Raw genomic sequence first — 23,144 nt, 5'->3', positions numbered from 1 at the left:
TTTTATTTTTGTCGCTTGTAAAATGGTGTTGGTACTACGACTGCTTTTAGACGCTTGCCGCGTATCTCAACTTCAACTTGTTGACCCTGTTCAGTAAATTCCGAGGCAACTAAAGCTAGACCAATATTTTTTTTCAAAGTTGGTGATTGTGTGCCAGTAGTCACTTCACCAATTTCTTGCTCGCCACTAAATACTTTATAGCCGTGGCGTGGAATACCTTTATCGAGCATTTCAATTCCAACTGATTTACGAGGCTTGCCTTTTTCAACAATTGCGTCCTTTCCAATAAAAGCATCTTTCGCTGTTTTCACAGCAAATCCAATTCCAGCTTCTAAAGGAGAAATATCTTTATTAAGTTCCTGACCATATAGTGGTAAACAAGCTTCGAAGCGCAATGTGTCGCGAGCACCTAAGCCCGCAGGAACGACACCTGCTTGTTGCCCTGTAGAGAGTAAACTCTTCCAAAGGTGAGGCAGTGCATCATTTTTGGCATACAACTCAAAGCCGTCTTCCCCTGTATAGCCAGTTCGTGAAATTATTACTTCCTTACCGTCTACTTGTCCTTCCGTAAAGTGGAAGAATTTCAACTCAGAGAGGTCTGTTTCTGTCAGCTGTTGTAATACATGTTGAGCAACTGGCCCTTGCAAAGCTAACAAACCCCAGTCATTGGATTGATCATCAACTGTGACATCACCAGATAGGTGCTGCTTCATCCAGTCGACATCTTTTTCGATATTTGAAGCATTCACAACTAGTAAAAATTTATCTTCAGCAAATTTATAAACTAACAAATCGTCTACTGTACCGCCATCTTCATAACACATAGCAGCATAAAGGGCTTTACCCACTGTCAATTTTGTCACGTCATTTGTAATGAGGTTTTGAATGAACGCTTCACTGTCAGCACCGCTAACCCAAACTTCACCCATATGGGATACATCGAATAGGCCTGCTTTTGTGCGCACAGCTTCGTGTTCTTCTTTAATGCTTGAAAACTGGACAGGTAGATCCCACCCACCAAAATCAATTGTTTTGGCTCCGTACTCTGCATATAAGTCATACAGTGGCGTTCGTTGCATTTTTCTTCCTCCTCGTATTGAATTCATAGTATTGTGAATTTTCTGCATAAAAAAAGACAGAAACCCAATTTCTTAGGTCTCTGTCCTGTTACCTGAAAGTTTTGCCGCTAGGCTTATCTTCTTTGGTGGCTAGTTGTGTAGCGCTCTCCAGAGGTGCGTCCAGCACGAGTCTTTTTGCCTGAGAGATTCATGTCTAAGACATTTGCTCCTTCGGCGACGCTCAAGGCGTTCTCTCCCCGCACTTTCATCCGCATTTTATGCTGTTTTCAATACGTATATCCTAACATTATAGAATTGAAAACGCAATCTATTTCTATTTCTGGGTTTATACACGAACTTTTTAGAGTTTATTCACTTTAAATGTTCGCCTTTTAAGCGATTCACTTGGAAAGCACAGTATTCTGTAATCTGACGTAACGTCTTTCCTTCCGTACGGATTGTGATGTGGGCTACTTTTTTGTAGAAAGTAAGTCTTTCAAGATAAAGTGATTCAATCTGTTCGCGAGTACTACGCTGCACGATAGGGCGGTTTTTATCACGATGGATGCGCATCCAAATATCGGGGAACACAGCGTTTAAGAATAACACTAATCCTGTCTCTCGCATGATTTTGCGATTCTCTTCCGCTATTGCAGCACCCCCACCCGTTGAGATGATGCAAAATTCATCTCGAAAGGACTTCAAGAAATCTGTCTCCAGTTTCCGAAAGTATGCCTCCCCGTATGCTTCAAAGATTTCAGGAATCGTCATGCCTTGTTGTTTGACGATCTCTTTATCCATATCATAAAACGGTATTCTAAGTGCAAAGCTTAAGCGCTTACCGATTGCGGTTTTCCCACATCCCATAAACCCGATCAAATATACCTTTTTCACTACACTCACTCATTTACTTCGATTTGTTTTTTTCAGTATACACTATCCACCTCTCCTGCGCCTTGTCACTATAGATTTTTTCTAAAGAATGATAATACGCAAGCTGTGCACTATAATGTGAACTGGCGTAAAAGACAGCTGTCATTAGCAAATGAATGAGTAATAATGTGAAAGGTAATATAAAGCCATTAGGGAGCTTCACGAAGTAATGTCTCCCGTCTAACCTCCAAGCCAGAGGTGAATTTCACAGTAGCGGTCAATAAATTTCCGTTTACACGGTACGTACAACTTTCGATTTTCATGAGCACCGGCTCGTAACCGAGACCATCTTTTGTTTTACGTATGCGGTCAGCAAGTTTATCGTAGCGATATAGTCCGCTAGTTGTCTCGATTATCAAAGAACATGTACTAAAATGTTGACGCACAGATGATGCTGAATGAACCAATTCAGTCAGTTCAAGCCAATATTGATCATATTGCTGCAGTTCATGCGTCTCGGTCGCTCTCAAAAAAGTACTTACCGTAGTCGTATAAAATAGGAGTAGCGTCGTCACTGCTCCAATCACAATAATTTGGAGTAATTGATCCATAACAAAATAGCCTTGTTCATTTAATGACTTGTAATTAGGCATTTCAATTCAACACCTCGATTGGCTAAACACCACTGACCTTCTTTCCAGTAACTCGTATAAGAAGACCCACCTAATGTAATTGTAGCTTCATTCGGTAATTGCCGCAGTAACTCATACTCAGCAAGCGCTGCATGATAATCCGCCTGCGATTTGTCCATCCTCTCGTTCAACTGATCTATGAGAGGCACAGTCGAAGCAATGATCACAATAACACAACTGAATGCTGCCAGTGCCTCTACTGTGCTAAAGCCTCTTTCAGTCAATTTGCACCCGCCCCCTTCCGATAAAAGCCGTTAGCTTCTTATCCACATCGGATGTCGAGAAGTAAGCCGTACCAAATGATGTAATAGTACCGGCAGGCGTATATTCAATCGTCGAGAAAAATGAATTGTTCTTGTATTGAACCGATTGAGGAAAACTGACGGTCTTATAGGCCTCAAATTTAGTGGTGATAGTGTACTTGCGTTGTTCTGAGGAAAACTTTACATAAGTGACTTGTTTTCTCTCTATTGCTAAACTTTGAGCTAGTAGAATGTCTTGCTGTAATAATGTGAAAAAATGGGACTCTTCAAGTTTCAAATAGTTATATTGGCCATAAATTGTAGCGCTTGCTATCAAAACACTTAGTCCTGCTAACACGACGATGACTTCTAAAAGAGTGAACCCGTTTTGTGAATTAAGGCTTTTCACTAATTACGCCTGCAACAATAGTAAGCTCTGTACCGTTTGGACAAACAAGATCGCCTTCTTTTACAAAACCTTCAGTTTGCAAATCTGCAAGTTCAGGCTTTGCTTTGAACTCCAGTTTGTAAGCTTCAATCTGAGAACTTAGCATAGTTCGGTAAGCCTCGCATCCCTTCTCATCGATGGTAGCTGTATGACGAGCAATGTTAGGTATAGTGATTAGCAACAATACAGAAATAATGAGCAACACAATCATCATTTCGACTAATGTAAAACCTGACTCATTTCGAATACGTTTCATATATAATTTCCTCCTATAGTGAGATTAAGTTGTACATGGGAAGCATCAAAGACAAGTAAGCACTTATCACGAGCGCTCCAATGATTAAAAAAAGGACAGGTTGAGCAACAGCAATAAAAAATGATACTCTCTTTTGAAGGTTTTCAATCGTAAAATATTGATAAAGCTGAAGCTCCTTTGCAACATAGCCATGAATTTCGCCATGCTCTACATAACGAATCATTGCTTTCGGAAACCATCCTGCTAGTTTCATGGCTTGTGAAAAACTTTCTCCACGTTGTAAATAGCTGAGAGTCGACATAGAAGCTTGCCTAACAAGTAGTGAGTGACTAGTAGATAAGTACATAAGTGACTGAGCTATTGTAAAGCCACTCTCTAACAGCAGGGCTAGTTCTTTAGAAATGGAATAACCGGCTATTGCATTTTGGCCGCTTCGAATAAGTGGATAGCTACGAAAGTTTAATATCCACTTATCAGATCTACTAAATTTAGTGACGACGATTCCAATCCCACTTACTACAGCAATGCTTAGACAACCAATAATCATATAAAAAGGCAGAGAAAATATGAGCTGAACACGTGACACAGCATCTGGGTTTGCCCTTTCAATAATCGGTAAGAATATGGGTAGGAAAAAGAGTTTAAATACAATAAATAAAACTGACATGAAGAATAAAAGACCAACGGGATAGCTTAACGTTTTCACAGCTTCTTTTTTAAGTGCTTGTTGGTTCTTGAGTTGTTTAGCTGTTCGTGAGAAGACTTGCGTCATTTGTCCATGAATCTCTGCAAGTTTAATCGATTCCACAATAGTCTTGGAGTAGCCTAAATAGTGAAAACTGGTGGAAAGTTCATTCCCTTCCTCAAACAGGAGTGTGAGCCTCTCCAGTTCCAGTTGTTTTAAGTAGAAAGGTCCCAAAACTAACATGGCATCCGTAATGGAAATCCCTTCACCGACTGTGGTAACAAGTTTTTCGAGAAACTCAGCTTGATTAGATGGGTGTATGGGTTTCACTTTCCCGCTATCCTCTAACCGCTTTTTCAATTTGGTAAGCAAGAGTTAGGTCACGCGGCAACTCTGGTCGTTTTCCGGAATGAATGGCCTCAACTAGCGCTCGGATTTCTTCAGCTTCTACAATCTCATAAACTGCTCCAAGAGAATGGCTGGGACCTGACCGTATCAAAAGACGCTGAGAAATATAGGCCCTAGAAACTTGCTCGATTTCCTCGATCGAGATACCCAGATCTAAAAGTCTATAGATGGCACCCACAGAATCTTTGGCATGAATGGTAGAAATGACCAAGTGACCTGTTAGAGCTGCTTCAATCGCGATTTTGGCAGTCTCCTTATCACGGATTTCACCTATTAATATGACATCTGGAGAATGGCGGAGTATGGCACGTAATCCAGTGGAATACGTCAATCCTGCACCTTCATTTACTTGAACCTGCAGGAGATAGTCTTGACTGATCTCTACAGGATCCTCTAAAGAAATAACGTGACGAGCAAGCTCAGTTGAGCAGTATTTTGTCAACGCGTACATAGTCGTAGACTTACCAGAACCTGTTGGTCCAATAAGTAAAACTAAACCTTGCCGAGCAGACACAATTTCACAGAGTTTACTGGCCTGACCAGCTTGTAAACTGATTTCATCAATGGGTACGACTAGATTGGGTTTTGCTATGCGGAGTACCAAACTTTCTCGACGTGATACGGAAGTAAGTGTCGAGACTCTAAAGTGATACGTGGTTGATAAGATGGGCATGTGGAATGCACCGCTTTGGGGATTACGTTTATTCGTAATATCAAGTGAAGATAAAAATTTGAAGTAGGTAACGATCCGATCACCATATGCATGCGGAAGATATCCGGCATCATACATTTGCTGATGACGTCTAAATAAAATTTGATAGTCTTTTTCTAAAGGTATGAAGTGAAGGTCTGACGCTTCAAATAAAATAGCTTTTTCTAAAAGCTCTCTTCCCTTTTGTTCAATCGGGTTAATTTCTGTCACCGATTCGGCTCCTTCTCTCCAGTACATTCTGACATCGCCAGCAGAATGTAAATTTAGTATACCTTATGAAAATGCTTTGTCTATCTTTATTTCTGAATTATCCGAATTTTATTAGAGAGCCTGAAGATGTGACAACATCTTGTCATTGTTGTTTCCAGAAGAGATTGTGTTTACATTCGTTTGCCCAATACATTATAATAAGAGTGTGATTCGTCTGCCGTTAAAAGGAGGGACTCTAATTATGATGGGCAATATGTATAAAGTAATGGCTTTTTGGACAGGTATTTTCTCTGTCATGTTCTACCTAGGCGATATGGTTCCAGCTTCATTGATCATGTTAGCAAACACTGGATTATTTCTTCTTCTTGGTTTCTTGAACTTATCTGAACGTATGTATATGTATATTTTCGGTGCGTACCTGATGTTTTTCTTTGCAGGATTTACGTACTATGCATCATTCATTCACGTGCCAGGAGCAAGTCACTAATCCAAAAAACCAGATTCTCATTACGAGAATCTGGTTTTTTTATGCATTGAAACCATTCAAGAATTGATTTGACTCGATTTCGTCTTCAATCGTCGTCTCCACTCCGTGTCCGGAATAAACAATCGTTTGCTCAGGTAACTCTACAAGCTTTCGCGTAATGGATTGCATCAACACCTGTAAGTTTCCTCCCGCTAGGTCTGTGCGGCCAATACTCCCTTTAAAGAGCACATCTCCACTTACTACATACCCGTCCTCTTGAAAATAGTAGCTCAAGCTGCCCGGTGAGTGTCCAGGAGTCTCTAAAACATGAAAGTTGAATGCATCAATTTGCAGTGACCCTTCCACAACTTCTGTGATTTCTACATCTACAACCACATTTGGTAGTTCTGCATATTTCCCTGAACCATTTAACATCGGATCTTTAAGCCATTTTTGTTCCGCCTTGTGCATATAAACAGGTATACTGTATGTATCCACAATTGCTTGAAGTGCTGCAATATGATCAAAGTGGGCATGCGTCAATAAAATCGCTACCGGCTTTAAATTCGACTGTTTTAAAGCTTGTATGATTTTAGTCGGTTCATCACTTGGATCAATAATCAGCGCTCGGCTTCCAGAACGAACTATATAACAATTCGTTTGAATAGGTCCTAGTGGTAATCTTCTTATCGTTGTCATTTTCTCACCTCTTCATTAGTGTAACGCAACGTTCAAACAATTGTCATGAATCCCACTCGACAAATCCAGTAGAACAACGTAAAATGAAAGAGGAATATTTGTTTGCGGCATTCATTTTTTCAGGTGTCGAAAGGAGTGTCATCCATGAACTTATTAATCGTTATTTTCTTACTGACTACGATTCTGGCTATCGTTGGAACGTATCAAGCGTTTAAAGAAAGAAATTTCTTAGGCGTATTTTTCAATGCAGCAACAGTTTTAGTATTTGGATTTTTCTCGATTGCGACGGTTATCCACCACGGATATCCACCAGGCTTGCACTAATTCAATCTAGCTGTTCTTAAAAAAGACTTCCCTTGTGGAGGTTTTTTTTATTGCAAAAATTAATTTAGAGCAAGTTAAAACCCTTTATCCGCACAGGATAAAGGGTTTACTTTGAAAACTATTCAATTGTCTCTTCTTTGTCAATTAATAACTGCCCTGTTTCACGGTTATAGAAACGAAGTAAATCGCCATTGATCAATTGATCCGAGTAGTTTAACTCTTGAATAGCCGCTTCAGCTTTCTCTTCACAATTTAAAGGTTCAATTTCAAGCCCTGTCTTGGCATCAAAACAAGTGTTTTTGGCAAAAACATAGTCCTCTGTGACAAATCCACCATCACGGAATACTACTTTTTGTTCGCGTTCTTCTGCAAATAAACTAGTTCCTAGTTGGATATCTTTAGAAGAGTCGATTCCTGCCATGTGCAAGATTGAAGGTTTTAAATCAATTTGTCCAGCAATATCTGTTTTTTCTCCACCTAATCCACTGTCAGGAATATGGATGAATAGCGGAACTTCTTGCAAACCAGTTGAAACATATGGTGTTACTTCTTCACCAAGGTATTCAGACATCGCTTTATTATGGTTTTCAGAGATTCCATAATGGTCACCGTACATAACAATGATGGAGTTTTCATATAAACCTTGTTCTTTTAATTCATCAAAGAACACGCGTAAAGATTCGTCCATATAGCGGACAGTTTGGAAGTAACGATTTAAGGTACCAGAATTTGATGTGTATTCTGGAATAAATTTATCTTCTTCATCCAATGTAAATGGATAATGATTCGTCAATGTAATCATACGTGTATAGAAAGGTTGTGGAATATCCTTCATCAATTCAACAGATTGTTCGAAGAATGGAATATCCTTCATCCCCCAGTTGACCGCTTGCCCTTCCTCGACAGTATAGCTATCAAGATCAAAGAATTTCTCAACCCCTAGTGATTGGTACATCATATCGCGGTTCCAGAAGCTTTTGTTGTTGGCATGCATAACGGAAGTGTGATAACCATTTTCTCCAAGACGTTCTGATAGAGAATTATACGTATTCCCACCATGAGTGAAGAATACCGCTCCTCCCCCTAAAGGGTACAACGAGTTCTCAACAAGAAACTCTGAATCGGATGTTTTCCCTAAACCCGTTTGGTGATAAAAATTCGAATAGTACATCGTATCTTCATCTTGCGTCAATTCATTCAGGAATGGTGTAATGACTTCACCGTTCATATCTTTGTTGATCACAAAATTTTGAAGAGACTCCATTGAGACAACGATGATGTTTTTATCTTTTGCGATTCCTTCTAAAGGAGATTCACTGTCTACTTGATTGGCACGAACGTAGTTATTTACTTCAACTAATTCACTTCCGTCAGCAAATGCGCGTTGGGCTTGAGACTTGGATTGAACATAAGCATCGTAAATATGGTAATTGTACGTTCCAATATTTTTCACAAGCATCTCACGGTCAAAGCTACGTGTTAGTAATTGCGGTCTTTCAATCTCAGCTAAACCAAGATTTAAGAAGAAGATCGCGGCTGCAAAGACATAATAAGCTTTACGGTGAATTTGCTTTTGCATAGCTTGTTCAGGTTGTTTTGCTAGTTTTCTTGCTAGGATAAACAATAAAATCACATCGGCAAAGTAAAAGATATCCGTGAAGAAAATGCTCGATGAAGCTGAGCTTCCTAAATCACCAAAATTGCTTGTCTGGAAAAGTACAGGCAATGTGATGAAATCTGTAAAGAAGCGGTAGAAAACTACATTAGCATACAAAACAATTGATAGAATTGTTGCTCCAGCTAATATAAAGCGTCTACGAGATTTTTCTTTTGATAAAAATAGTGAAATACCAAAGAACAGTAAGATAAAGCTCAATGGATTGAGTAATAAAATAAAATGCTGCATGATGTTTTCTAATTTTAAATCAAAACTCGTATGATAAACAATAAATGTTTTGAACCAAGTCAATACTATTGCAGCAAATAGTAAAGAATGTGTAGACCATTTTTTCATGGCCACTCCTCCTTCAATATATGTGGATACTCTTCACATATCCCATAAAATCTTTACATAACGTAAATATAATACCCTCTATTAGACGGATTTAGTCCTAATTAGTTTCAAAATTTATAAATTTTACACCAAAAGTCATAGTCAATTGTAAATCGTTCATGTATTTATATCCCTTTTGATACGCGATTTCGAATAATTAGCTTAGCTTTAATATAGTCATCAGTCGATAACAAACCCGAACTGTGCAATTCATACAGCTCAAATTCCATAAGATCTACATCTGCCTGTAAATCCTTTGTGTAAACAAAAATACCAAATTTCTTTAATAACTGCTGGACGTCATAAAATGATTCCACTTTGTTCACCTACTTGTATCAAAAATACCATCTTGTAAAACGAGATGCTTCACGGGGATATCATGGCTTTCATACGGCACGGCATCTCGGAGCTGGGTTTCAAATGCCAAAGAAAGCGTTTCTCCCTTGTACTCTTCTAAAAAACGATCATAAAAACCTCCACCAAAACCGATACGATATCCATCTTTCGAAAAGACCACTCCTGGAACTATAACTAAATCAAATGTTGTAGATTCAGGACTGCTCTCAATTGGCTCTAAGATCCCTTTAAAGCCAGGTTTAACATCATTCCATGAGGTGATCTTTATAAACTTCATCTGTCGTGTAGAAAAGTCACTTTTCGGAACATACACATCTTTTTCTGCTTCCCACAGCCATTCAATCAAACGTTTTGTATCAACTTCAGGGTATGAGGAAATGGTTACGGCAACAGACTGTACAGACTTATCTTTTATATACTGCCAAACATGTTGATGAAGGAATGTACTTTTTTCAGCATGGTTTTCTTTTGATAAGTTTTGCAATTGATTCAATACATCTATTCGCAGCTGTCGTTTCATTTCCTGCAACTCCCTTCAAGAAGAACACTCATCTGATCAAGACCAGATGAGTGAATGATGTGGTATTATTTTTTTAAAAAAACCAAAATCCGAGCGGGGATTTTGGTTGATCAGTTATTATTTCGTTTCACGGTGAAGAGTCATTTTCTTTTCACGAGAGCAATATTTCTTAAGCTCCAAACGCTCTGGATTGTTACGTTTGTTCTTTTTAGAAATGTAGTTACGCTCTCCACAATCTGTGCATGCAAGAGTAATATTAACGCGCATTGTAGTCCCTCCCACTCTATAAAGGATGTATTAAAATCATTTTGAGCTGATTTATACGACTTACCTATTATATCACAATGAAATATAAAATCTAGTCATTTTCACTAAATTATTTTGATGAACTCTTGTTTTACTCTAAAGGAAAACCAGTGCATTCTCTATTGGTTCCATAGAGTCTGCACTGGATTGAAATAATTTTAGTTTAAATCAATGTGCTTTCCTTTGCGAAGGTACAGCAATTGCTCTGCCATGTTCGTTGCATGATCTGCTGAACGCTCTAAGTAGCGACAGATAAAGGCAAGTTGTGTGATTTGTGGAAGCTGGTCTGGACTTGATACACCAGACCCTAACAAGTCACGAATCAGTTCACCGTACATTTTATCAATTTCGTCATCGAGCTTCGCAATAGTTTGCGCTTGTTCAACATCTTCTGCGATAAATGCATCTAATGTCAGACGCAAGATATTCACGGTTTTGTCTTTCATCTCTTGAATTTTAGGCAATTGAGTTAAATGCTCTTGTGAACCGATGCGTTCCGTCTCTTTCGCAATGTTGACTGCATAGTCCCCGACTCGCTCCATATCTCCAGCAATCTTCACTAAGACCATTAATCGTCGCAAATCTGTAGCAACAGGTTGCTGTCTAGCTATCGTTAAAATGACCGCATCATTAATTTCTTCCTCGAGTTTATTAATCTCCGCATCTGCTTCTTTAATTTTACTCGCCAGCGCGACATCATGATTTGCAAGTGCATCTACAGATTCACTAAGACGTTCAATTGAAAGTTGACTCATATGAATGAGCTTTTGGTGTAAATTCTTTAATTCGTTATCAAACATTTCTCTTACTACCATGTGAATAGCCCCCTTAGCCGAATCGACCTGAAATATAATCTTCTGTACGTTGATCAGATGGATTTGAGAAAATCACATTTGTCTCATCGTATTCAACAACTTCCCCGTTTAAGAAAAATGCTGTCTTGTCTGAAATTCGTCCTGCTTGTTGCATGTTATGCGTGACGATGATGATTGAGTAATCTTTCTTTAATTCCTGCACCAATTCTTCTACTTTTAAAGTACTGATCGGATCTAGGGCAGAAGTAGGCTCGTCCATCAAGATGACATCTGGTTCGATTGCTAGTGCACGTGCAATACAGATTCGTTGTTGTTGACCACCCGAAAAGCTGTAAGCATTTGTAGATAGACGATCTTTTACTTCATCCCAGATCGCTGCGCCACGTAAACTTTTCTCGACAATTTCATCTAAGATTTTCTTGTTTTTAATACCGTGGATACGTGGACCATAGGCAATGTTGTCATAGATTGACTTCGGGAATGGGTTTGGTTTTTGGAATACCATTCCAACCTTCGTACGTAGTTCTTCAACTGTGTAATTCTTATCAAAAATGTTGCGACCGCGGTAGTGAATTTCGCCAGATGTTTTTACACCTTGTGTTAATTCCACCATACGATTTAGCGTTTTTATATACGTCGATTTCCCACATCCAGATGGACCGATAATCGCTGTCACTTCATTTTCGTAAATTGGCAAATCAATATTTTTCAAAGCGTGATTCGTGCCGTACCAAAGATTCAAACCTTTTGTATCATAGACAATTTGAGTTGTTTCAGGCTTTTTATCAATTTGTTGTACCATGTGTAGTCTCCCCTTTTCCGATGCGTCTAGTAACGCTTCTGGAATTTATTACGTATTAATACAGCCACAGAGTTCATTAACAATAGAACAGACATCAAAACAATGATCCCGGCAGAAGCAACGTTTTGGAAGTCCGCTTGTGGACGCTTCGCCCAGTCATAGATCTGCATAGGAAGTGCGGTAAATGTATCGAACACACCACTCGGCAAGAACTGAATAATGACGGGAACTCCAATGACGACTAGTGGAGCTGTTTCTCCAATTGCTCGAGATAATGCAAGAATAGAACCTGTTAAAATCCCCGGTACTGCACTTGGCAATACGACGCGTGTAATCGTCTGCCACTTTGTAGCTCCCATTCCATAAGAAGCTGCTCGCACTTCACTAGGAACAGCACGGATAGCTTCTTGAGATGCCACAATAATCACCGGTAGTATTAAAAGACTCATTGTAAATCCAGCTGCTAATACACTATTTCCAAGCGCAAGCGCACGAACGAAAATCGTTAAACCAAGTAAACCGAATACAACAGAAGGTACGCCGGCTAAATTTGAAATATTGACTCGAATAAAATCATTGATTTTGTTTTTCTTGGCATACTCTTCTAGATAGATTGCACTACCGATACCTAAGAACATCGAAACAGGTGCGACAACAGCCATCAACCAAATCGATCCAATTAAAGCCGCTTTAATACCAGCTTTTTCTGGGAAGCGTGAGGCAAAGTTGTTGAAGAAATCCCAAGAGAGATAGCCGATTCCTTGAGATAAAATTCGATAAAATAGCACAGCAAGCGTCATAAGAGCGAGTATTGTCGCAAATAAGAAGATGCCTTTGAAGATAAGATTGACGATTTTACGTGAATTCATCTTTTTCATCACGGCTTCATTGTTCATATAGCGCATATCAATACTCCTCTCTGAAACGTTTTGAAATTCGTTGTGCTAACAAGTTCATCACTAGTGTGAACAAGAACAATGTAAACCCAACTGCGTAAATGGAATAATAGATTGTTGTGCCATACCCAGCATCACCTGTTGATACTTGCACAATGTAAGCTGTCATGGTTTGAATACTGTCTGTGAATTGACCATCAAATCGAGGCGTTGACCCTGCTGCTAGAGATACAATCATTGTCTCTCCAATTGCGCGTGACATCGCTAATACAATCGATGCTAAAATTCCAGACAGGGCAGCTGGAAGAACAATCTTCAGTGCCACTTCAAGACGAGTTGATCCCATTCCAAGTGCACCTTCACGAATGCTGTTCGGTACTGCGCTCATCGCATCATCAGATAAAGAAGCAATCATTGGAATAATCATGATACCCACTACGATACCAGGGCTGATTGCATTGAAGATCTTCAGTTCAGGAATAAACTGCTGAAGCACTGGAGTAACAAATGTTAATGCAAAGTAGCCATATACGATTGTTGGTACACCCGCAAGTACTTCTAGAATTGGCTTAATAATTCTTCTAGCAGTATCACTTGCATATTCACTTAAGTAGATAGCTGCCGATAGACCAAGTGGCACTGCTACAATTACTGCTATGAATGTTACTTTTAAAGTACCAACAATGAGGGGCAATATCCCAAATCGCGCTTCTGTATTGGAGAATGGTAACCACTCTGTACCAAATAAGAAAGAGAAGAAAGGTACTTCTGTAAAGAAGATAAATGTTTCAACTATTAGTGTAAATACAATACCTAATGTAGTTAGTACAGAGATTGCTGCAATGATGAAAAGGACAACCGGTATTGCTTTTTCAAGTGTTTTCCGGTTTCGCTTTGCTCCTGCGTTTGCAATCATCTCTTGAACAGATGGACGTTGCTCAGCCATCGTGATCCCCCTTTTCCAACTAGACGGAAGAAAAGAGTAGCAAGACGCTACTCTTGTTCTTCACGTATAAACAGTGATTATTTTAAAGCTTCAAGTGCTTCCATATCTGCGTCATACTCTTCTTGTGGTGCAGTTACATACCCAACAGCCTCAGCCATTGCTCCTGCATTTTCAATCACATATTTCATAAAGTCATATACTGCTGGATTTTCAGCAATAGCTGCGTTGCTCGCATATGTGTAGAGTGGGCGTGATAGTGGTGAATATTCACCAGATTCAATTGTTTCGTTGTTTGGCTCAACGCCCTCAATGCTCACTGCAGAAATTGTATCTTGGTTCGCTAGGTAGTGCGCATACCCGAAGAATCCAATTGCATTGACGTCACCTTGTACACCTTGTACAAGTATGTTATCGTCTTCAGAAAGAGTTGCAGCTGAAACCATGTCAGCATCTTCTAAGATAACTTCATTGAAGTAATCGTAAGTACCTGAGTCTGAACCAGGTGAATAGAACACGATTTCTTCTTCAGGCCATTCAGGGTTGATATCTGACCACATTTTTGTTGTGCCATCTTCTACCCAAATCTTCTTCAAGTCTTCTACAGTTAAATCAGATGCCCAGTCATTTTCACTGTTTACTACTACCGTTAATCCGTCATAAGCAAGTAGGAATTCTGTAAAGTCAATTCCTGCTGCTTCTAATTTTGCTGCTTCTTCATCTTTGATTGGACGAGATGCGTTTGAGAAGTCTGTAGTTCCTGCGATAAATTTCTCAAATCCTCCACCTGTTCCTGATACACCAACTGTTACTTGTACTTCACTTTGTGCAGAATATTCTTCAACTAGTGCTTCTAGGATTGGCGCTACTGTTGATGAACCATCTCCTGCTACTGAACCTTCAACGACTGCTTCTTCACTACCAGTATCTGTTGTATCTGTACCTTCTGCTGATTCCGCAGCTTCGTCTCCACACGCTCCTAAAATAAGTGCAGATCCAAGCATTGCTGTTCCCATAAAGTATTTCCAGTTCTTCATCAGGTGTGTCCCCCTACGTTTTCTTGTTTTTTTCTTACACTAGTAACTTTATCAACTCATTGTTGAGCTATCATGAAGCGAATGTTAAGAGATTGTAAACGCAAAAAAGACAGCTGCCGAAGCAACTGTCTTACGATTCATCTTCTTCATCGATTGTATCTTCTGAAACAGAAGGAATAATTTGTGGATATAAAGTTTCTTCTGTTGTTGTTTTAGCACGATTTTCAATAATTTCAAAATACGCATCAACAAGCTCGCGAGTAAGTGGTGTTGATGTATTGGTCTCATAAACATCAATTGTCGAAGCCCAAGGAATCATAGTTGAGTACGCAATCTGGGGATTGTCGAATGGCGCAAAGCCTACATGAGATAGTGTCACGGTATCATACGTCCGCTTTGCAACAGGGTCATACGCTTTAGTTTCTGCAGTACCCGTTTTACCAGCTCCGTCGTATTTGAATTCATCAAATGCCGCACGTGCTGTCCCTTGCTCCCCTTGATAGACACGGCGCATCCCTTCCCGCATACGGTCTATTTCACTCGGAGTATTTTCAACAATATTCAACACTTTTGGTTGAATTTCAGCTTCTAATACGCCCATTTGCTCTCCATTTTCAGAGGCTTGCCGAATCTCTTTGACGACATGTGGTTGGACTCGCTTTCCACCATTTGCAAAAGTTGCAATGAACTGAGTAAGTTGAAGTGGTGTATAGGTATCATACTGCCCGATACTTAAATTGAGAAGATTTCCTGCGTCATCATTAGTAGGGTCACTGAATCCTGTTGCTTCACCTGGAAGATCAATACCTGTCGGCACTCCTAGACCCAGCTGAGCATAGCCGTTTCTTAATTGATCAAATGCATCGAGGTTGAAATTAACAGATTCTTTTGGGACATAAGTCTCACCAGCAAGTGTAAATGCAGTTTTAAACATATACACGTTAGAAGATCGTTCTATGGCAGTTAAATCATTCATTGGAATTCTACCTGTACGGTTAAAGACAGAAGATTTTGGTCTATCTTGAGCAATTAGAATAGGTTCGTCTATTTTAGAATCTCCAGGGTTAATTGCGCCTTCTCGATAACCAGTCAATAAAGTACCTGCTTTAATTGTAGATCCTGGCTCGTATGCCGTCGTAAAAGTTCCAAAAGCATAATCATCCACGATATAGCCACCCGTTTCCGGGTCACGCGCAAACTCACCCGTTTGCCCATCACGTCGTAAGATTTTACCGACCATTGCAATGACCTCACCAGTGTTTGGTTCCATCATCGTGAAGAACATGCGGTCTAAGTGACGCGTCCCGCCCATACGTTTCATTTCCAGCAAACGATTCGTCACAATCTCTTCAAGTCTTGCTTGCACTTCCGTATCAATAGAAAGAACTAAGTCTTTTCCTGGATCTCCATCATAGACAGTTTGGGTCTCAATTACACGACCTTTTCCATCCGTGATATTTTTCACGACTGACTTTTGTCCTTGTAAAATTTCTTCGTAATATTGTTCAATATAACTTCGTCCAACACGATCATTACGAGAATAATCACGCGCTAAATAATGGTCAAGTTCAGAACGAGGAATACCTTCTTTAGGTAGGGTTGTCGTACCTAATATAGCTAGGTCAGAATTTCGTACTCGACGCCAATCTGTGGTCGTGTTGACACCATTTAGTTCGTTTAGTCGTTCCGAAACTCGCGCAAATTCTTCTGGAGTTACTTCTTCTCCCTTGATGATTTGTGGAGATAAGGCGTACCCAGAAACCATTTCTCGGTAGATTGCGATATTTTCAAGTTCTTGTTCAGTGAACGATTCTAATTCACTTTCTGGAATGCTTGCACGAATCAGTCGGTTCATCTCTCGTGATTTTTGGCTATTGTCGAGAGAATCATCTTGTTCAATTGCATCTTGTTCTGCTTCATCCACATATTGATAGGTATCATCTGCATTTTTACGTAACCAATAGTCTTGCAGATCACTTTTCGTGATTTGGGAATCATCTTTTTCAATCAATTGGGCAAGTTGTTCCGCAATCCCCCACATTTCATCACCTGTGGTCGTTTGCATTTTCGTATAAGTAATAGCTCTTTCCGCTTGGTTATCGACTAAGATACGCCCCTGGCTATCAAAAATGCGCCCCCTTGGCACGCTTGTGTTTACAGGAACTTCTTCTGTGCGAGCGAGAATTCGCGTGTAATCCTCACCTTTCACGATTTGTAAATAACCTAGTCGAAATATAAGTGCTGTAAACAGAAGAAAAATGGTGAAAAATAAAATATTCATGCGCACGACTAAATGCGCTCGTTGTTTGGATTTTGAACTTCTTGTCATTTGTTGTTTAGTTTTTTTCATAACGTGCACCTCGCTTACAAGTATAACACGTCTTTTAGCATAAAAATGTTGCAGCGTTTCGACATTTTGTTAGATAAATCAATCTGAGTCAAAAATAAAATCAATAGATTTTCTAAGCTTCTTTTCAGAGTATCCACTGATTTCTTTTACATTGAGTTCCGCTCCGGGGCTGCGTTCCGTGGGCGCGTCGTAAGTCTCCTCGTCGCATACGCTCCTGCGGGGCCTCACGTAACGCTCTTTATCCCACTGGAGTCAGCCCCTCCTCTCCACTCAACTTCTCATCCGCTAAACTTAGTAAGTATATTTTGTCGCAATTTCTATTTTCCCAAAGAAAAAACCACAAACCGAAGTTTGTGGTTGATCGTTATTATTTAGCTGCTTCGAAACGTTTTGAAACTTCATCCCAGTTTACTACATTCCAGAAAGAAGAAATATAGTCAGGACGACGGTTTTGATAGTTCAAGTAGTAAGCGTGTTCCCAAACATCAAGACCTAGTAATGGCGTTTTGCCTTCCATGATAGGTGAATCTTGGTTTGGAGTTGAAGAAACTTCAACTTCACCGTTTGCTACAGATAACCAAGCCCAGCCAGAACCGAAGCGAGTAGTTGCTGCTTTAGCGAACTCTTCTTTGAATGCATCAAAGCTACCAAATTTGCTGTCGATTGCTTCTGCTAATGCACCAGTTGGTTGGCCACCACCGTTAGGTGATAAGATTTCCCAGAATAATGAGTGGTTAGCATGTCCGCCACCATTGTTACGGACTACTGTGCGAATCTCTTCAGGCACTGCATCTAGGTTAGCAATTAACTCTTCAACAGATTTTGAAGAAAGATCCGAATGTCCTTCAAGAGCGTTGTTCACGTTCGTGATATACGTGTTGTGGTGTTTCGTGTGGTGAATGTTCATCGTCTCTTTGTCGATATGAGGTTCAAGTGCGTCATATTCGTACGGTAATTTCGGTAATTCAAAAGCCATTGTCAATTCCTCCTAAGGTACTAGTGATACTTCCACTATTTACATTAGCAAAGAAGACAATGGCAATCAAATAAAAACTATTCATTGTTTCATTTTTCAGGCTTTTGACTGAAATTAGATAAAGAAAATAAAGATAATGATCATTACCGTGAATAAGATAGCTTTCACAATAGTCGAAGTGAGCAATCCTACAAATGAGCCCACTCCTGCTCGGAATGCTTGCTTAACTGGTTTTCTAGAAATCAACAGCTCTGCAAGGAATGCACCAAGGAAAGGACCTACAATGATACCTACAAACGGAATGACAAACGGTCCAACTAAAAGACCGATTGTACTACCGTAAAGTCCTGGTTTTGTTCCACCAAAACGTTTTACACTAGCCAGGTTTGCCAATGTGTCTGCCGTGAAAATCAAAATGACGAAGAACACTTGGATGACCCAGAACCAGATCGAAAGTTCACTAAATGAGAAGAATACACCGTACAGAATGTAACCAATCAGCAAGAACACTACTGAAGGAATGATGGGATATACGAGCCCAACATAGGCAATGACAAAACTTGCGATGATTAAAATCCAGCCGATGATCTCCATTATACGCGCTTCCCTAAGACAGCTTCTGCGATATTAACTGAGTGATCACCAATACGCTCCAAGTTGCTAAGGATATCAACGAACATGACACCCGCTTGACCTGTGCAGCGACCTTCATTAAGACGAGCAATATGATTTTTACGGAACTTGCGCTCCATTTTATCAATAGTATTTTCTTGTTCTGCTACTTCACGTGCAAGTTCAGCAGAGTTTTCGTCCAAAGCTTTCATTGCTTTAGTAACAGTATCAATTGTTAATTCAAACATTTCAGATACGTCTTGCATAGCATCTTCTGTAAGATGTAGCTTGTGAGCATCCTGGTATTGAATCAATTCAATAATATTTTCGAAATGATCACCAATACGCTCAATGTCTCGAACAGTGTTCATTAACATATTGTGACGTGTCGAGTCTTGTGCAGATAAAGACTGTGATGAAATCTTCACAAGATAATCAGTGATTTTGTGATCTAGATTATTTAATGCTTCTTCAATTTGAAGCGTTAATTCTGCATCTCGCTTATTGCGATTTTTCAAGTAGTTATAAGATAGTTCCAATCCTTGAACACTCATACCACCCATTCGCAGAATTTCTTCTTTTGCTTGCCCGATGGCAATCGAAGGTGATTGTTCAATGAAGTTTTCATCTAGATGTTTAGGTTTATATTCAATTGAGAGTTCTTCACCTGGAATAACTTTTGTAACTAAGTATGCCCACAGTCCAATTAGTGGGAACTGGATTATTGTATTTGCTACGTTGAATGAACCGTGTGCAAAAGCAATTTGCATTTTAGCTTCTAGACCAAGTACTCCTGACAACCAAAGTACATATGTTTCAAACAGTGGAAGAATCAATAAGAATATAATAGTTCCAACAATATTAAATAAGACGTGAACAGCTGCTGCGCGACGAGCAACAATAGAAGCTCCCAATGAAGCCAAGATAGCTGTGATAGTTGTTCCGATATTATCTCCGAAAAGAATTGGTAATGCTGCATCAAGCGTCACTAAATTTTCTGAATATAATTGTTGTAAAATACCAATCGTAGCACTTGAGCTTTGAACAAGAATCGTAAATAGTGTACCTGCAACTACACCTAAAATTGGATTGGTACTCATTTCCACAGTTAAGTCAGTAAATGCCTGTACTTCGCGTAAAGGTTTCATCCCTTCACCCATAAGTTCTAAACCGAGGAACAGTCCACCAAATCCAAAAATAACTTCTCCGATGTTGTGGATACGTGCGTTTTTAAAGAAGAAAATTGCGAACGCACCCGCAGCCATGATTGGTAGTGCATAAGCACCGACATCAAATCCGATGATGAATGCTGTAACAGTTGTACCAATGTTGGCACCCATGATGACACCAATCGCTTGGCGCAAATTCATGAACCCCGCACTTACTAATCCGACGACTAGCACGGTAGTTCCTGAAGACGATTGAATTAAAATCGTAACGACAATCCCGACTAGTACTCCCATAAACGGGTTTGTTGTAAAGCGATCTAAAATATCACGTAGCTTATCTCCTGCAGATTTTTGCAGACCGTCTCCCATGAATTTTATAGAGAATAAGAAAATACCTAACCCACCAAAGAATGTGAACAGCATTTCCTGCCAGTTTAATTCCACGTAAAGGTCAACTCCCATACAATTTTTTGACACGCCACTTATTATGCTTAAAGTATAAACCTATTGTAAAGAGAAATCACAACAAATTTACAATATCTTAATAATTGAAGTTTTAAATTTTGACATGGTACAATACGGTTCGAAAGGACGCGTGACAGATGACACTCTTTAAGGTATTCACTTCAAGTCTTACTTCTATAAAAAAAATAGCTGCGTTTCGCCTGATGCCAATGGGCAAAACCATGCAATACATATTTCTCTTCATTTTTCTTTTTACTCTATTAGCGTTCCTCGAATTCACAACTCAAATCGGAACGAGTGCTGGCCAGCTAGATGGTGTAGTCGATTACTTTGAAGAAATTGATTGGTTATTGTACCCATTTGCTTTCTTACTATTATTCGTGATCCAGACCCTACTATTTTTCACTCAGATTAGTTTAGTAGCAGCTGTTGCTTGGTTAGCTGCACCTATCATGAAACGTCGTGCAGATTATCGCTTTCTCTGGCGTTCAACATTATTCGCAAACACCTGGTCCTTCTTACTATTACTCATTTCTTATCTAGTATTCGAAGATTCCCCTGTTGTTCATGGAATTTCCTATGCGTTAACACTTGTTATAGTACTACTTGCCCTTCGTTACTATCCTAAACTACCAAAAAAAGCATAGCTTCCCTCCCTCCTTCATAAACTTTAAGAAGGGGGTTTTTATATGCGTTTTATACTAGCTTCATTGACTATTTGTTTACTTTGTTACGCAATTCAAATGGATTGGGAAGTGTCCTCTTCTGCGCCATGCGTTCACTCTGAGGACTATTCTTTAGAAACGGCATTGCCTACCTCTACATTGGAATCAATTTATTCTCAAGTTCAAGCACCTATCTCTTATTTAGAATGGATAGCACTGGTTCGTCAGTTAAATCCAAACGATTGGAACTTTTCCGAGCAACCTTTCGTTTATCCTAAATGGAGTACCAAGTGTTGAATAAGCTTCCTTCTTGTCTTTCCCTCTGGTACATTGGTAGAATGAAGTGAAGCGCAACAACAAAAGGAGCGAATATAATGCCAGAAATGATCCATCGTTCAAACACGCGTCCAGTACGTGTTGGAGATATCACCATTGGTGGAAGTAACGAACTATTTATTCAAAGTATGACCACTACAAAAACACATGATGTCGAGGCTACAGTAGCTGAGATTCTTCGTTTAGAAGAAGCAGGTTGCCAAGTGGTGCGAGTCGCTTGCCCAGATGAGCGAGCAGCCTACTCAATTGGCGCCATCAAAGAACGCATCAATATCCCACTAGTCGTCGACATTCATTTCGATTACAAACTTGCCTTGATCGCTATCGAACAAGGTGCAGATAAAATACGTATTAACCCAGGTAACATTGGCCGTCGTGAAAAAGTGGAAGCTGTTGTTAATGCAGCTAAAGCTAAAGGCATTCCAATTCGAATTGGTGTCAACGCCGGTTCACTTGAGCGTAAAATTCTAGAAAAGTATGGCTATCCTACTGCAGAAGGTATGGTAGAAAGTGCACTTCACCATATCAAAATCTTAGAGGATTTAGATTTCCATGACATCATCGTATCGATGAAAGCATCTGATGTAACGCTAGCAATCGACGCTTATCGTTTAGCTTCTCAAGCATTTGATTACCCATTACATCTAGGTATCACTGAGTCTGGTACTTTATTTGCAGGATCTATTAAAAGTGCAGCTGGTCTTGGAACACTGTTAAGTATGGGTATTGGTAACACGCTTCGTGTCTCCTTATCTGCAGATCCAGTGGAAGAAGTGAAAGTGGCACGTGAACTATTGAAAGTATTTGCTCTTTCATCAAATGCGGCTACTTTGATTTCCTGTCCAACATGTGGGCGTATTGAAATTGATTTGATTACAATCGCTAATGAAGTGGAAGAATATATCTCCACAATTAAAGCACCAATTAAAGTAGCTGTTCTAGGATGTGCGGTTAATGGTCCTGGAGAGGCTCGTGAAGCTGATATTGGGATTGCCGGAGCTCGTGGTGAGGGATTACTGTTCCGTAAAGGGAAGACAGTGCGTAAAGTGCCTGAAGCGACAATGGTAGATGAGTTGAAAATTGAGATTGATAAAATTGCAGCAGAATATTTTGCGCAACAAGAACTTGAAAAACAACAAAAAGAAGCAAGTCAGGAAGTTTAAAATGGCTAGATTTGGAATCGATATTGACGGTACTGTAACGTGCCCAACTTCCCTACTACCACATATTAATCAAGCATTTAATACAAACTTAGTATTAGATGACATTAAAGAATACGACCTGACAGCGGCTTTTCCAGTCGACCGCACGAAATTCTATACCTGGTTTAAGGAAGCTGAACCTATCATTTATGCAAACTCACCTATTCAAGAAAATGCTAAACGCATTTTGGATGAGTGGAAAAAACATTACGAACTCTATTTTATTTCAGCTCGTGGAGAGAATGCCACAGACATTACTCTCGATTGGTTTAAACAACAAGAGTTGCAGTATGATCATATTGAATTAATTGGCTCGCACAATAAGGTTGAAACGGCTCGTATTCATCAAGTAGATGCCTTTTTCGAAGACAAACATGACAATGCTGTAGAAATTGGAGAGGAACTGGATATACCTGTGTTATTATTTGATACACCGTATAACCGCAGTGCCACTCCAAAGCAAGTAATACGAGTCCACAGCTGGCAGGAAGCCGACGAATGGATTCGAAATCATTTCCCTACAAAATAATGACGCTGGAACAAAAATAAATCAGCAAGTTCTCTAGG

28 protein-coding genes and 1 riboswitch are annotated in these 23,144 nt (G+C 39.7%); of the genes, 6 read left to right on the top strand and 22 right to left on the bottom strand.

Annotated features, from left to right (window positions below; all coding sequences use genetic code 11):
• Positions 1-2: 2 nt before the first annotated feature.
• The 8 genes from gcvT to comGA all read right to left on the bottom strand — a co-directional run bounded on the left by gcvT (position 3) and on the right by comGA (position 5,584).
• On the bottom strand, positions 3-1,079 hold the full coding sequence (gene gcvT / locus MKY84_RS08240) for a glycine cleavage system aminomethyltransferase GcvT (protein WP_342525450.1): 1,077 nt from the start codon (positions 1,077-1,079) through the stop codon (positions 3-5).
• A 156-nt stretch (positions 1,080-1,235) separates the two neighbouring features.
• Positions 1,236-1,327: riboswitch (glycine riboswitch) on the bottom strand.
• A gap of 103 nt (positions 1,328-1,430) precedes the next feature.
• The gene (locus MKY84_RS08235; protein ID WP_342525449.1) at positions 1,431-1,952 is read right to left on the bottom strand and encodes a shikimate kinase; all 522 of its coding nucleotides are present in this window, start codon (positions 1,950-1,952) and stop codon (positions 1,431-1,433) included.
• 188 nt (positions 1,953-2,140) lie between these two features.
• On the bottom strand, positions 2,141-2,584 hold the full coding sequence (locus tag MKY84_RS08230; protein ID WP_342525447.1) for a ComGF family competence protein: 444 nt from the start codon (positions 2,582-2,584) through the stop codon (positions 2,141-2,143).
• Positions 2,563-2,847: a hypothetical protein gene (locus MKY84_RS08225; protein WP_342525446.1), complete on the bottom strand. Its 285-nt coding sequence runs from the start codon at positions 2,845-2,847 to the stop codon at positions 2,563-2,565. Before MKY84_RS08225 ends, MKY84_RS08230 begins: the two co-directional genes overlap by 22 nt.
• A complete protein-coding gene (comGD, locus tag MKY84_RS08220) occupies positions 2,840-3,274 on the bottom strand; it encodes a competence type IV pilus minor pilin ComGD (protein ID WP_342525445.1) in 435 nt (144 codons plus the stop codon). The genes MKY84_RS08225 and comGD overlap by 8 nt, the downstream gene beginning before the upstream one ends.
• Positions 3,261-3,569 carry a competence type IV pilus major pilin ComGC gene (gene comGC / locus MKY84_RS08215; RefSeq protein ID WP_342525442.1) on the bottom strand — a complete coding sequence of 103 codons (309 nt, stop codon included), beginning with the start codon at positions 3,567-3,569 and terminating at the stop codon, positions 3,261-3,263. The genes comGD and comGC overlap by 14 nt, the downstream gene beginning before the upstream one ends.
• Before the next feature lie 13 nt (positions 3,570-3,582).
• Positions 3,583-4,584 carry a type II secretion system F family protein gene (locus MKY84_RS08210; protein WP_342525441.1) on the bottom strand — a complete coding sequence of 334 codons (1,002 nt, stop codon included), beginning with the start codon at positions 4,582-4,584 and terminating at the stop codon, positions 3,583-3,585.
• A 7-nt stretch (positions 4,585-4,591) separates the two neighbouring features.
• The gene (gene comGA, locus MKY84_RS08205; protein WP_342525439.1) at positions 4,592-5,584 is read right to left on the bottom strand and encodes a competence type IV pilus ATPase ComGA; all 993 of its coding nucleotides are present in this window, start codon (positions 5,582-5,584) and stop codon (positions 4,592-4,594) included.
• Between the two features lie 244 nt (positions 5,585-5,828).
• Here comGA and MKY84_RS08200 point away from each other — a divergent pair, with 244 nt between their 5' ends.
• Positions 5,829-6,071: a DUF2626 family protein gene (locus MKY84_RS08200; protein WP_204589389.1), complete on the top strand. Its 243-nt coding sequence runs from the start codon at positions 5,829-5,831 to the stop codon at positions 6,069-6,071.
• Between the two features lie 39 nt (positions 6,072-6,110).
• On the opposite strand, the gene MKY84_RS08195 is transcribed toward MKY84_RS08200, so the two are convergent.
• Entirely contained in the window at positions 6,111-6,749 is a 639-nt protein-coding gene (locus MKY84_RS08195; RefSeq protein ID WP_342525438.1) for an MBL fold metallo-hydrolase, read from the bottom strand.
• Between the two features lie 144 nt (positions 6,750-6,893).
• Between MKY84_RS08195 and MKY84_RS08190 the strand changes: the two genes are divergently transcribed.
• On the top strand, positions 6,894-7,073 hold the full coding sequence (locus MKY84_RS08190) for a DUF2759 domain-containing protein (RefSeq protein WP_342525436.1): 180 nt from the start codon (positions 6,894-6,896) through the stop codon (positions 7,071-7,073).
• Positions 7,074-7,191: 118 nt separating this feature from the next.
• Here the strand turns inward: MKY84_RS08190 and MKY84_RS08185 are convergent, their stop codons facing one another.
• The 13 genes from MKY84_RS08185 to MKY84_RS08125 all read right to left on the bottom strand — a co-directional run bounded on the left by MKY84_RS08185 (position 7,192) and on the right by MKY84_RS08125 (position 20,353).
• On the bottom strand, positions 7,192-9,087 hold the full coding sequence (locus MKY84_RS08185) for an LTA synthase family protein (protein WP_342525434.1): 1,896 nt from the start codon (positions 9,085-9,087) through the stop codon (positions 7,192-7,194).
• Positions 9,088-9,251: 164 nt separating this feature from the next.
• Positions 9,252-9,443 carry a YqgQ family protein gene (locus MKY84_RS08180; protein WP_342525433.1) on the bottom strand — a complete coding sequence of 64 codons (192 nt, stop codon included), beginning with the start codon at positions 9,441-9,443 and terminating at the stop codon, positions 9,252-9,254.
• Positions 9,444-9,448: 5 nt separating this feature from the next.
• Positions 9,449-10,003 (bottom strand): 5-formyltetrahydrofolate cyclo-ligase, encoded by a 555-nt coding sequence (locus MKY84_RS08175; RefSeq protein ID WP_342525432.1) that lies wholly within the window; start codon positions 10,001-10,003, stop codon positions 9,449-9,451.
• 117 nt (positions 10,004-10,120) lie between these two features.
• Positions 10,121-10,270, bottom strand: coding sequence for a 50S ribosomal protein L33 (rpmG, locus tag MKY84_RS08170; protein WP_053588882.1), 150 nt, complete (start codon positions 10,268-10,270; stop codon positions 10,121-10,123).
• 197 nt (positions 10,271-10,467) lie between these two features.
• A complete protein-coding gene (gene phoU, locus MKY84_RS08165) occupies positions 10,468-11,124 on the bottom strand; it encodes a phosphate signaling complex protein PhoU (RefSeq protein WP_342525430.1) in 657 nt (218 codons plus the stop codon).
• Positions 11,125-11,137: 13 nt separating this feature from the next.
• Positions 11,138-11,926 carry a phosphate ABC transporter ATP-binding protein PstB gene (gene pstB, locus MKY84_RS08160; protein WP_342525429.1) on the bottom strand — a complete coding sequence of 263 codons (789 nt, stop codon included), beginning with the start codon at positions 11,924-11,926 and terminating at the stop codon, positions 11,138-11,140.
• 26 nt (positions 11,927-11,952) lie between these two features.
• Positions 11,953-12,831, bottom strand: a complete 879-nt coding sequence (pstA, locus tag MKY84_RS08155; RefSeq protein WP_342525428.1) for a phosphate ABC transporter permease PstA — start codon at positions 12,829-12,831, stop codon at positions 11,953-11,955.
• A gap of 1 nt (position 12,832) precedes the next feature.
• The gene (pstC, locus tag MKY84_RS08150) at positions 12,833-13,768 is read right to left on the bottom strand and encodes a phosphate ABC transporter permease subunit PstC (RefSeq protein WP_342525427.1); all 936 of its coding nucleotides are present in this window, start codon (positions 13,766-13,768) and stop codon (positions 12,833-12,835) included.
• Positions 13,769-13,845: 77 nt separating this feature from the next.
• Complete coding sequence (locus tag MKY84_RS08145) at positions 13,846-14,802, bottom strand: PstS family phosphate ABC transporter substrate-binding protein (protein ID WP_342525425.1); 957 nt, start codon at positions 14,800-14,802, stop codon at positions 13,846-13,848.
• Between the two features lie 130 nt (positions 14,803-14,932).
• Complete coding sequence (locus tag MKY84_RS08140; protein ID WP_342525423.1) at positions 14,933-17,152, bottom strand: penicillin-binding protein 2; 2,220 nt, start codon at positions 17,150-17,152, stop codon at positions 14,933-14,935.
• Between the two features lie 367 nt (positions 17,153-17,519).
• Positions 17,520-18,128, bottom strand: coding sequence for a superoxide dismutase (locus tag MKY84_RS08135; protein ID WP_342525421.1), 609 nt, complete (start codon positions 18,126-18,128; stop codon positions 17,520-17,522).
• A 114-nt stretch (positions 18,129-18,242) separates the two neighbouring features.
• Entirely contained in the window at positions 18,243-18,722 is a 480-nt protein-coding gene (locus tag MKY84_RS08130) for a DUF456 family protein (RefSeq protein ID WP_342525420.1), read from the bottom strand.
• Positions 18,722-20,353 carry a Na/Pi cotransporter family protein gene (locus MKY84_RS08125; protein WP_342525419.1) on the bottom strand — a complete coding sequence of 544 codons (1,632 nt, stop codon included), beginning with the start codon at positions 20,351-20,353 and terminating at the stop codon, positions 18,722-18,724. Before MKY84_RS08125 ends, MKY84_RS08130 begins: the two co-directional genes overlap by 1 nt.
• Positions 20,354-20,511: 158 nt before the next feature.
• Between MKY84_RS08125 and MKY84_RS08120 the strand changes: the two genes are divergently transcribed.
• The 4 genes from MKY84_RS08120 (at position 20,512) to MKY84_RS08105 (ending at position 23,106) form a co-directional block, all read left to right on the top strand.
• On the top strand, positions 20,512-21,021 hold the full coding sequence (locus MKY84_RS08120) for a DUF1189 family protein (protein ID WP_342525418.1): 510 nt from the start codon (positions 20,512-20,514) through the stop codon (positions 21,019-21,021).
• 42 nt (positions 21,022-21,063) lie between these two features.
• Positions 21,064-21,336, top strand: a complete 273-nt coding sequence (locus MKY84_RS08115) for a hypothetical protein (RefSeq protein ID WP_342525417.1) — start codon at positions 21,064-21,066, stop codon at positions 21,334-21,336.
• Positions 21,337-21,413: 77 nt separating this feature from the next.
• On the top strand, positions 21,414-22,538 hold the full coding sequence (gene ispG, locus MKY84_RS08110; protein WP_342525416.1) for a flavodoxin-dependent (E)-4-hydroxy-3-methylbut-2-enyl-diphosphate synthase: 1,125 nt from the start codon (positions 21,414-21,416) through the stop codon (positions 22,536-22,538).
• A 1-nt stretch (position 22,539) separates the two neighbouring features.
• On the top strand, positions 22,540-23,106 hold the full coding sequence (locus MKY84_RS08105) for a hypothetical protein (RefSeq protein WP_342525415.1): 567 nt from the start codon (positions 22,540-22,542) through the stop codon (positions 23,104-23,106).
• The last annotated feature ends 38 nt before the right edge of the window (positions 23,107-23,144 follow it).

Origin of the sequence: Chryseomicrobium sp. FSL W7-1435, assembly GCF_038595005.1 — a bacterium.
Lineage (GTDB): Bacteria > Bacillota > Bacilli > Bacillales_A > Planococcaceae > Chryseomicrobium.
Note: the sequence above shows the minus strand (reverse complement) of the source record. Positions and strands in the feature narration are given on the sequence as shown.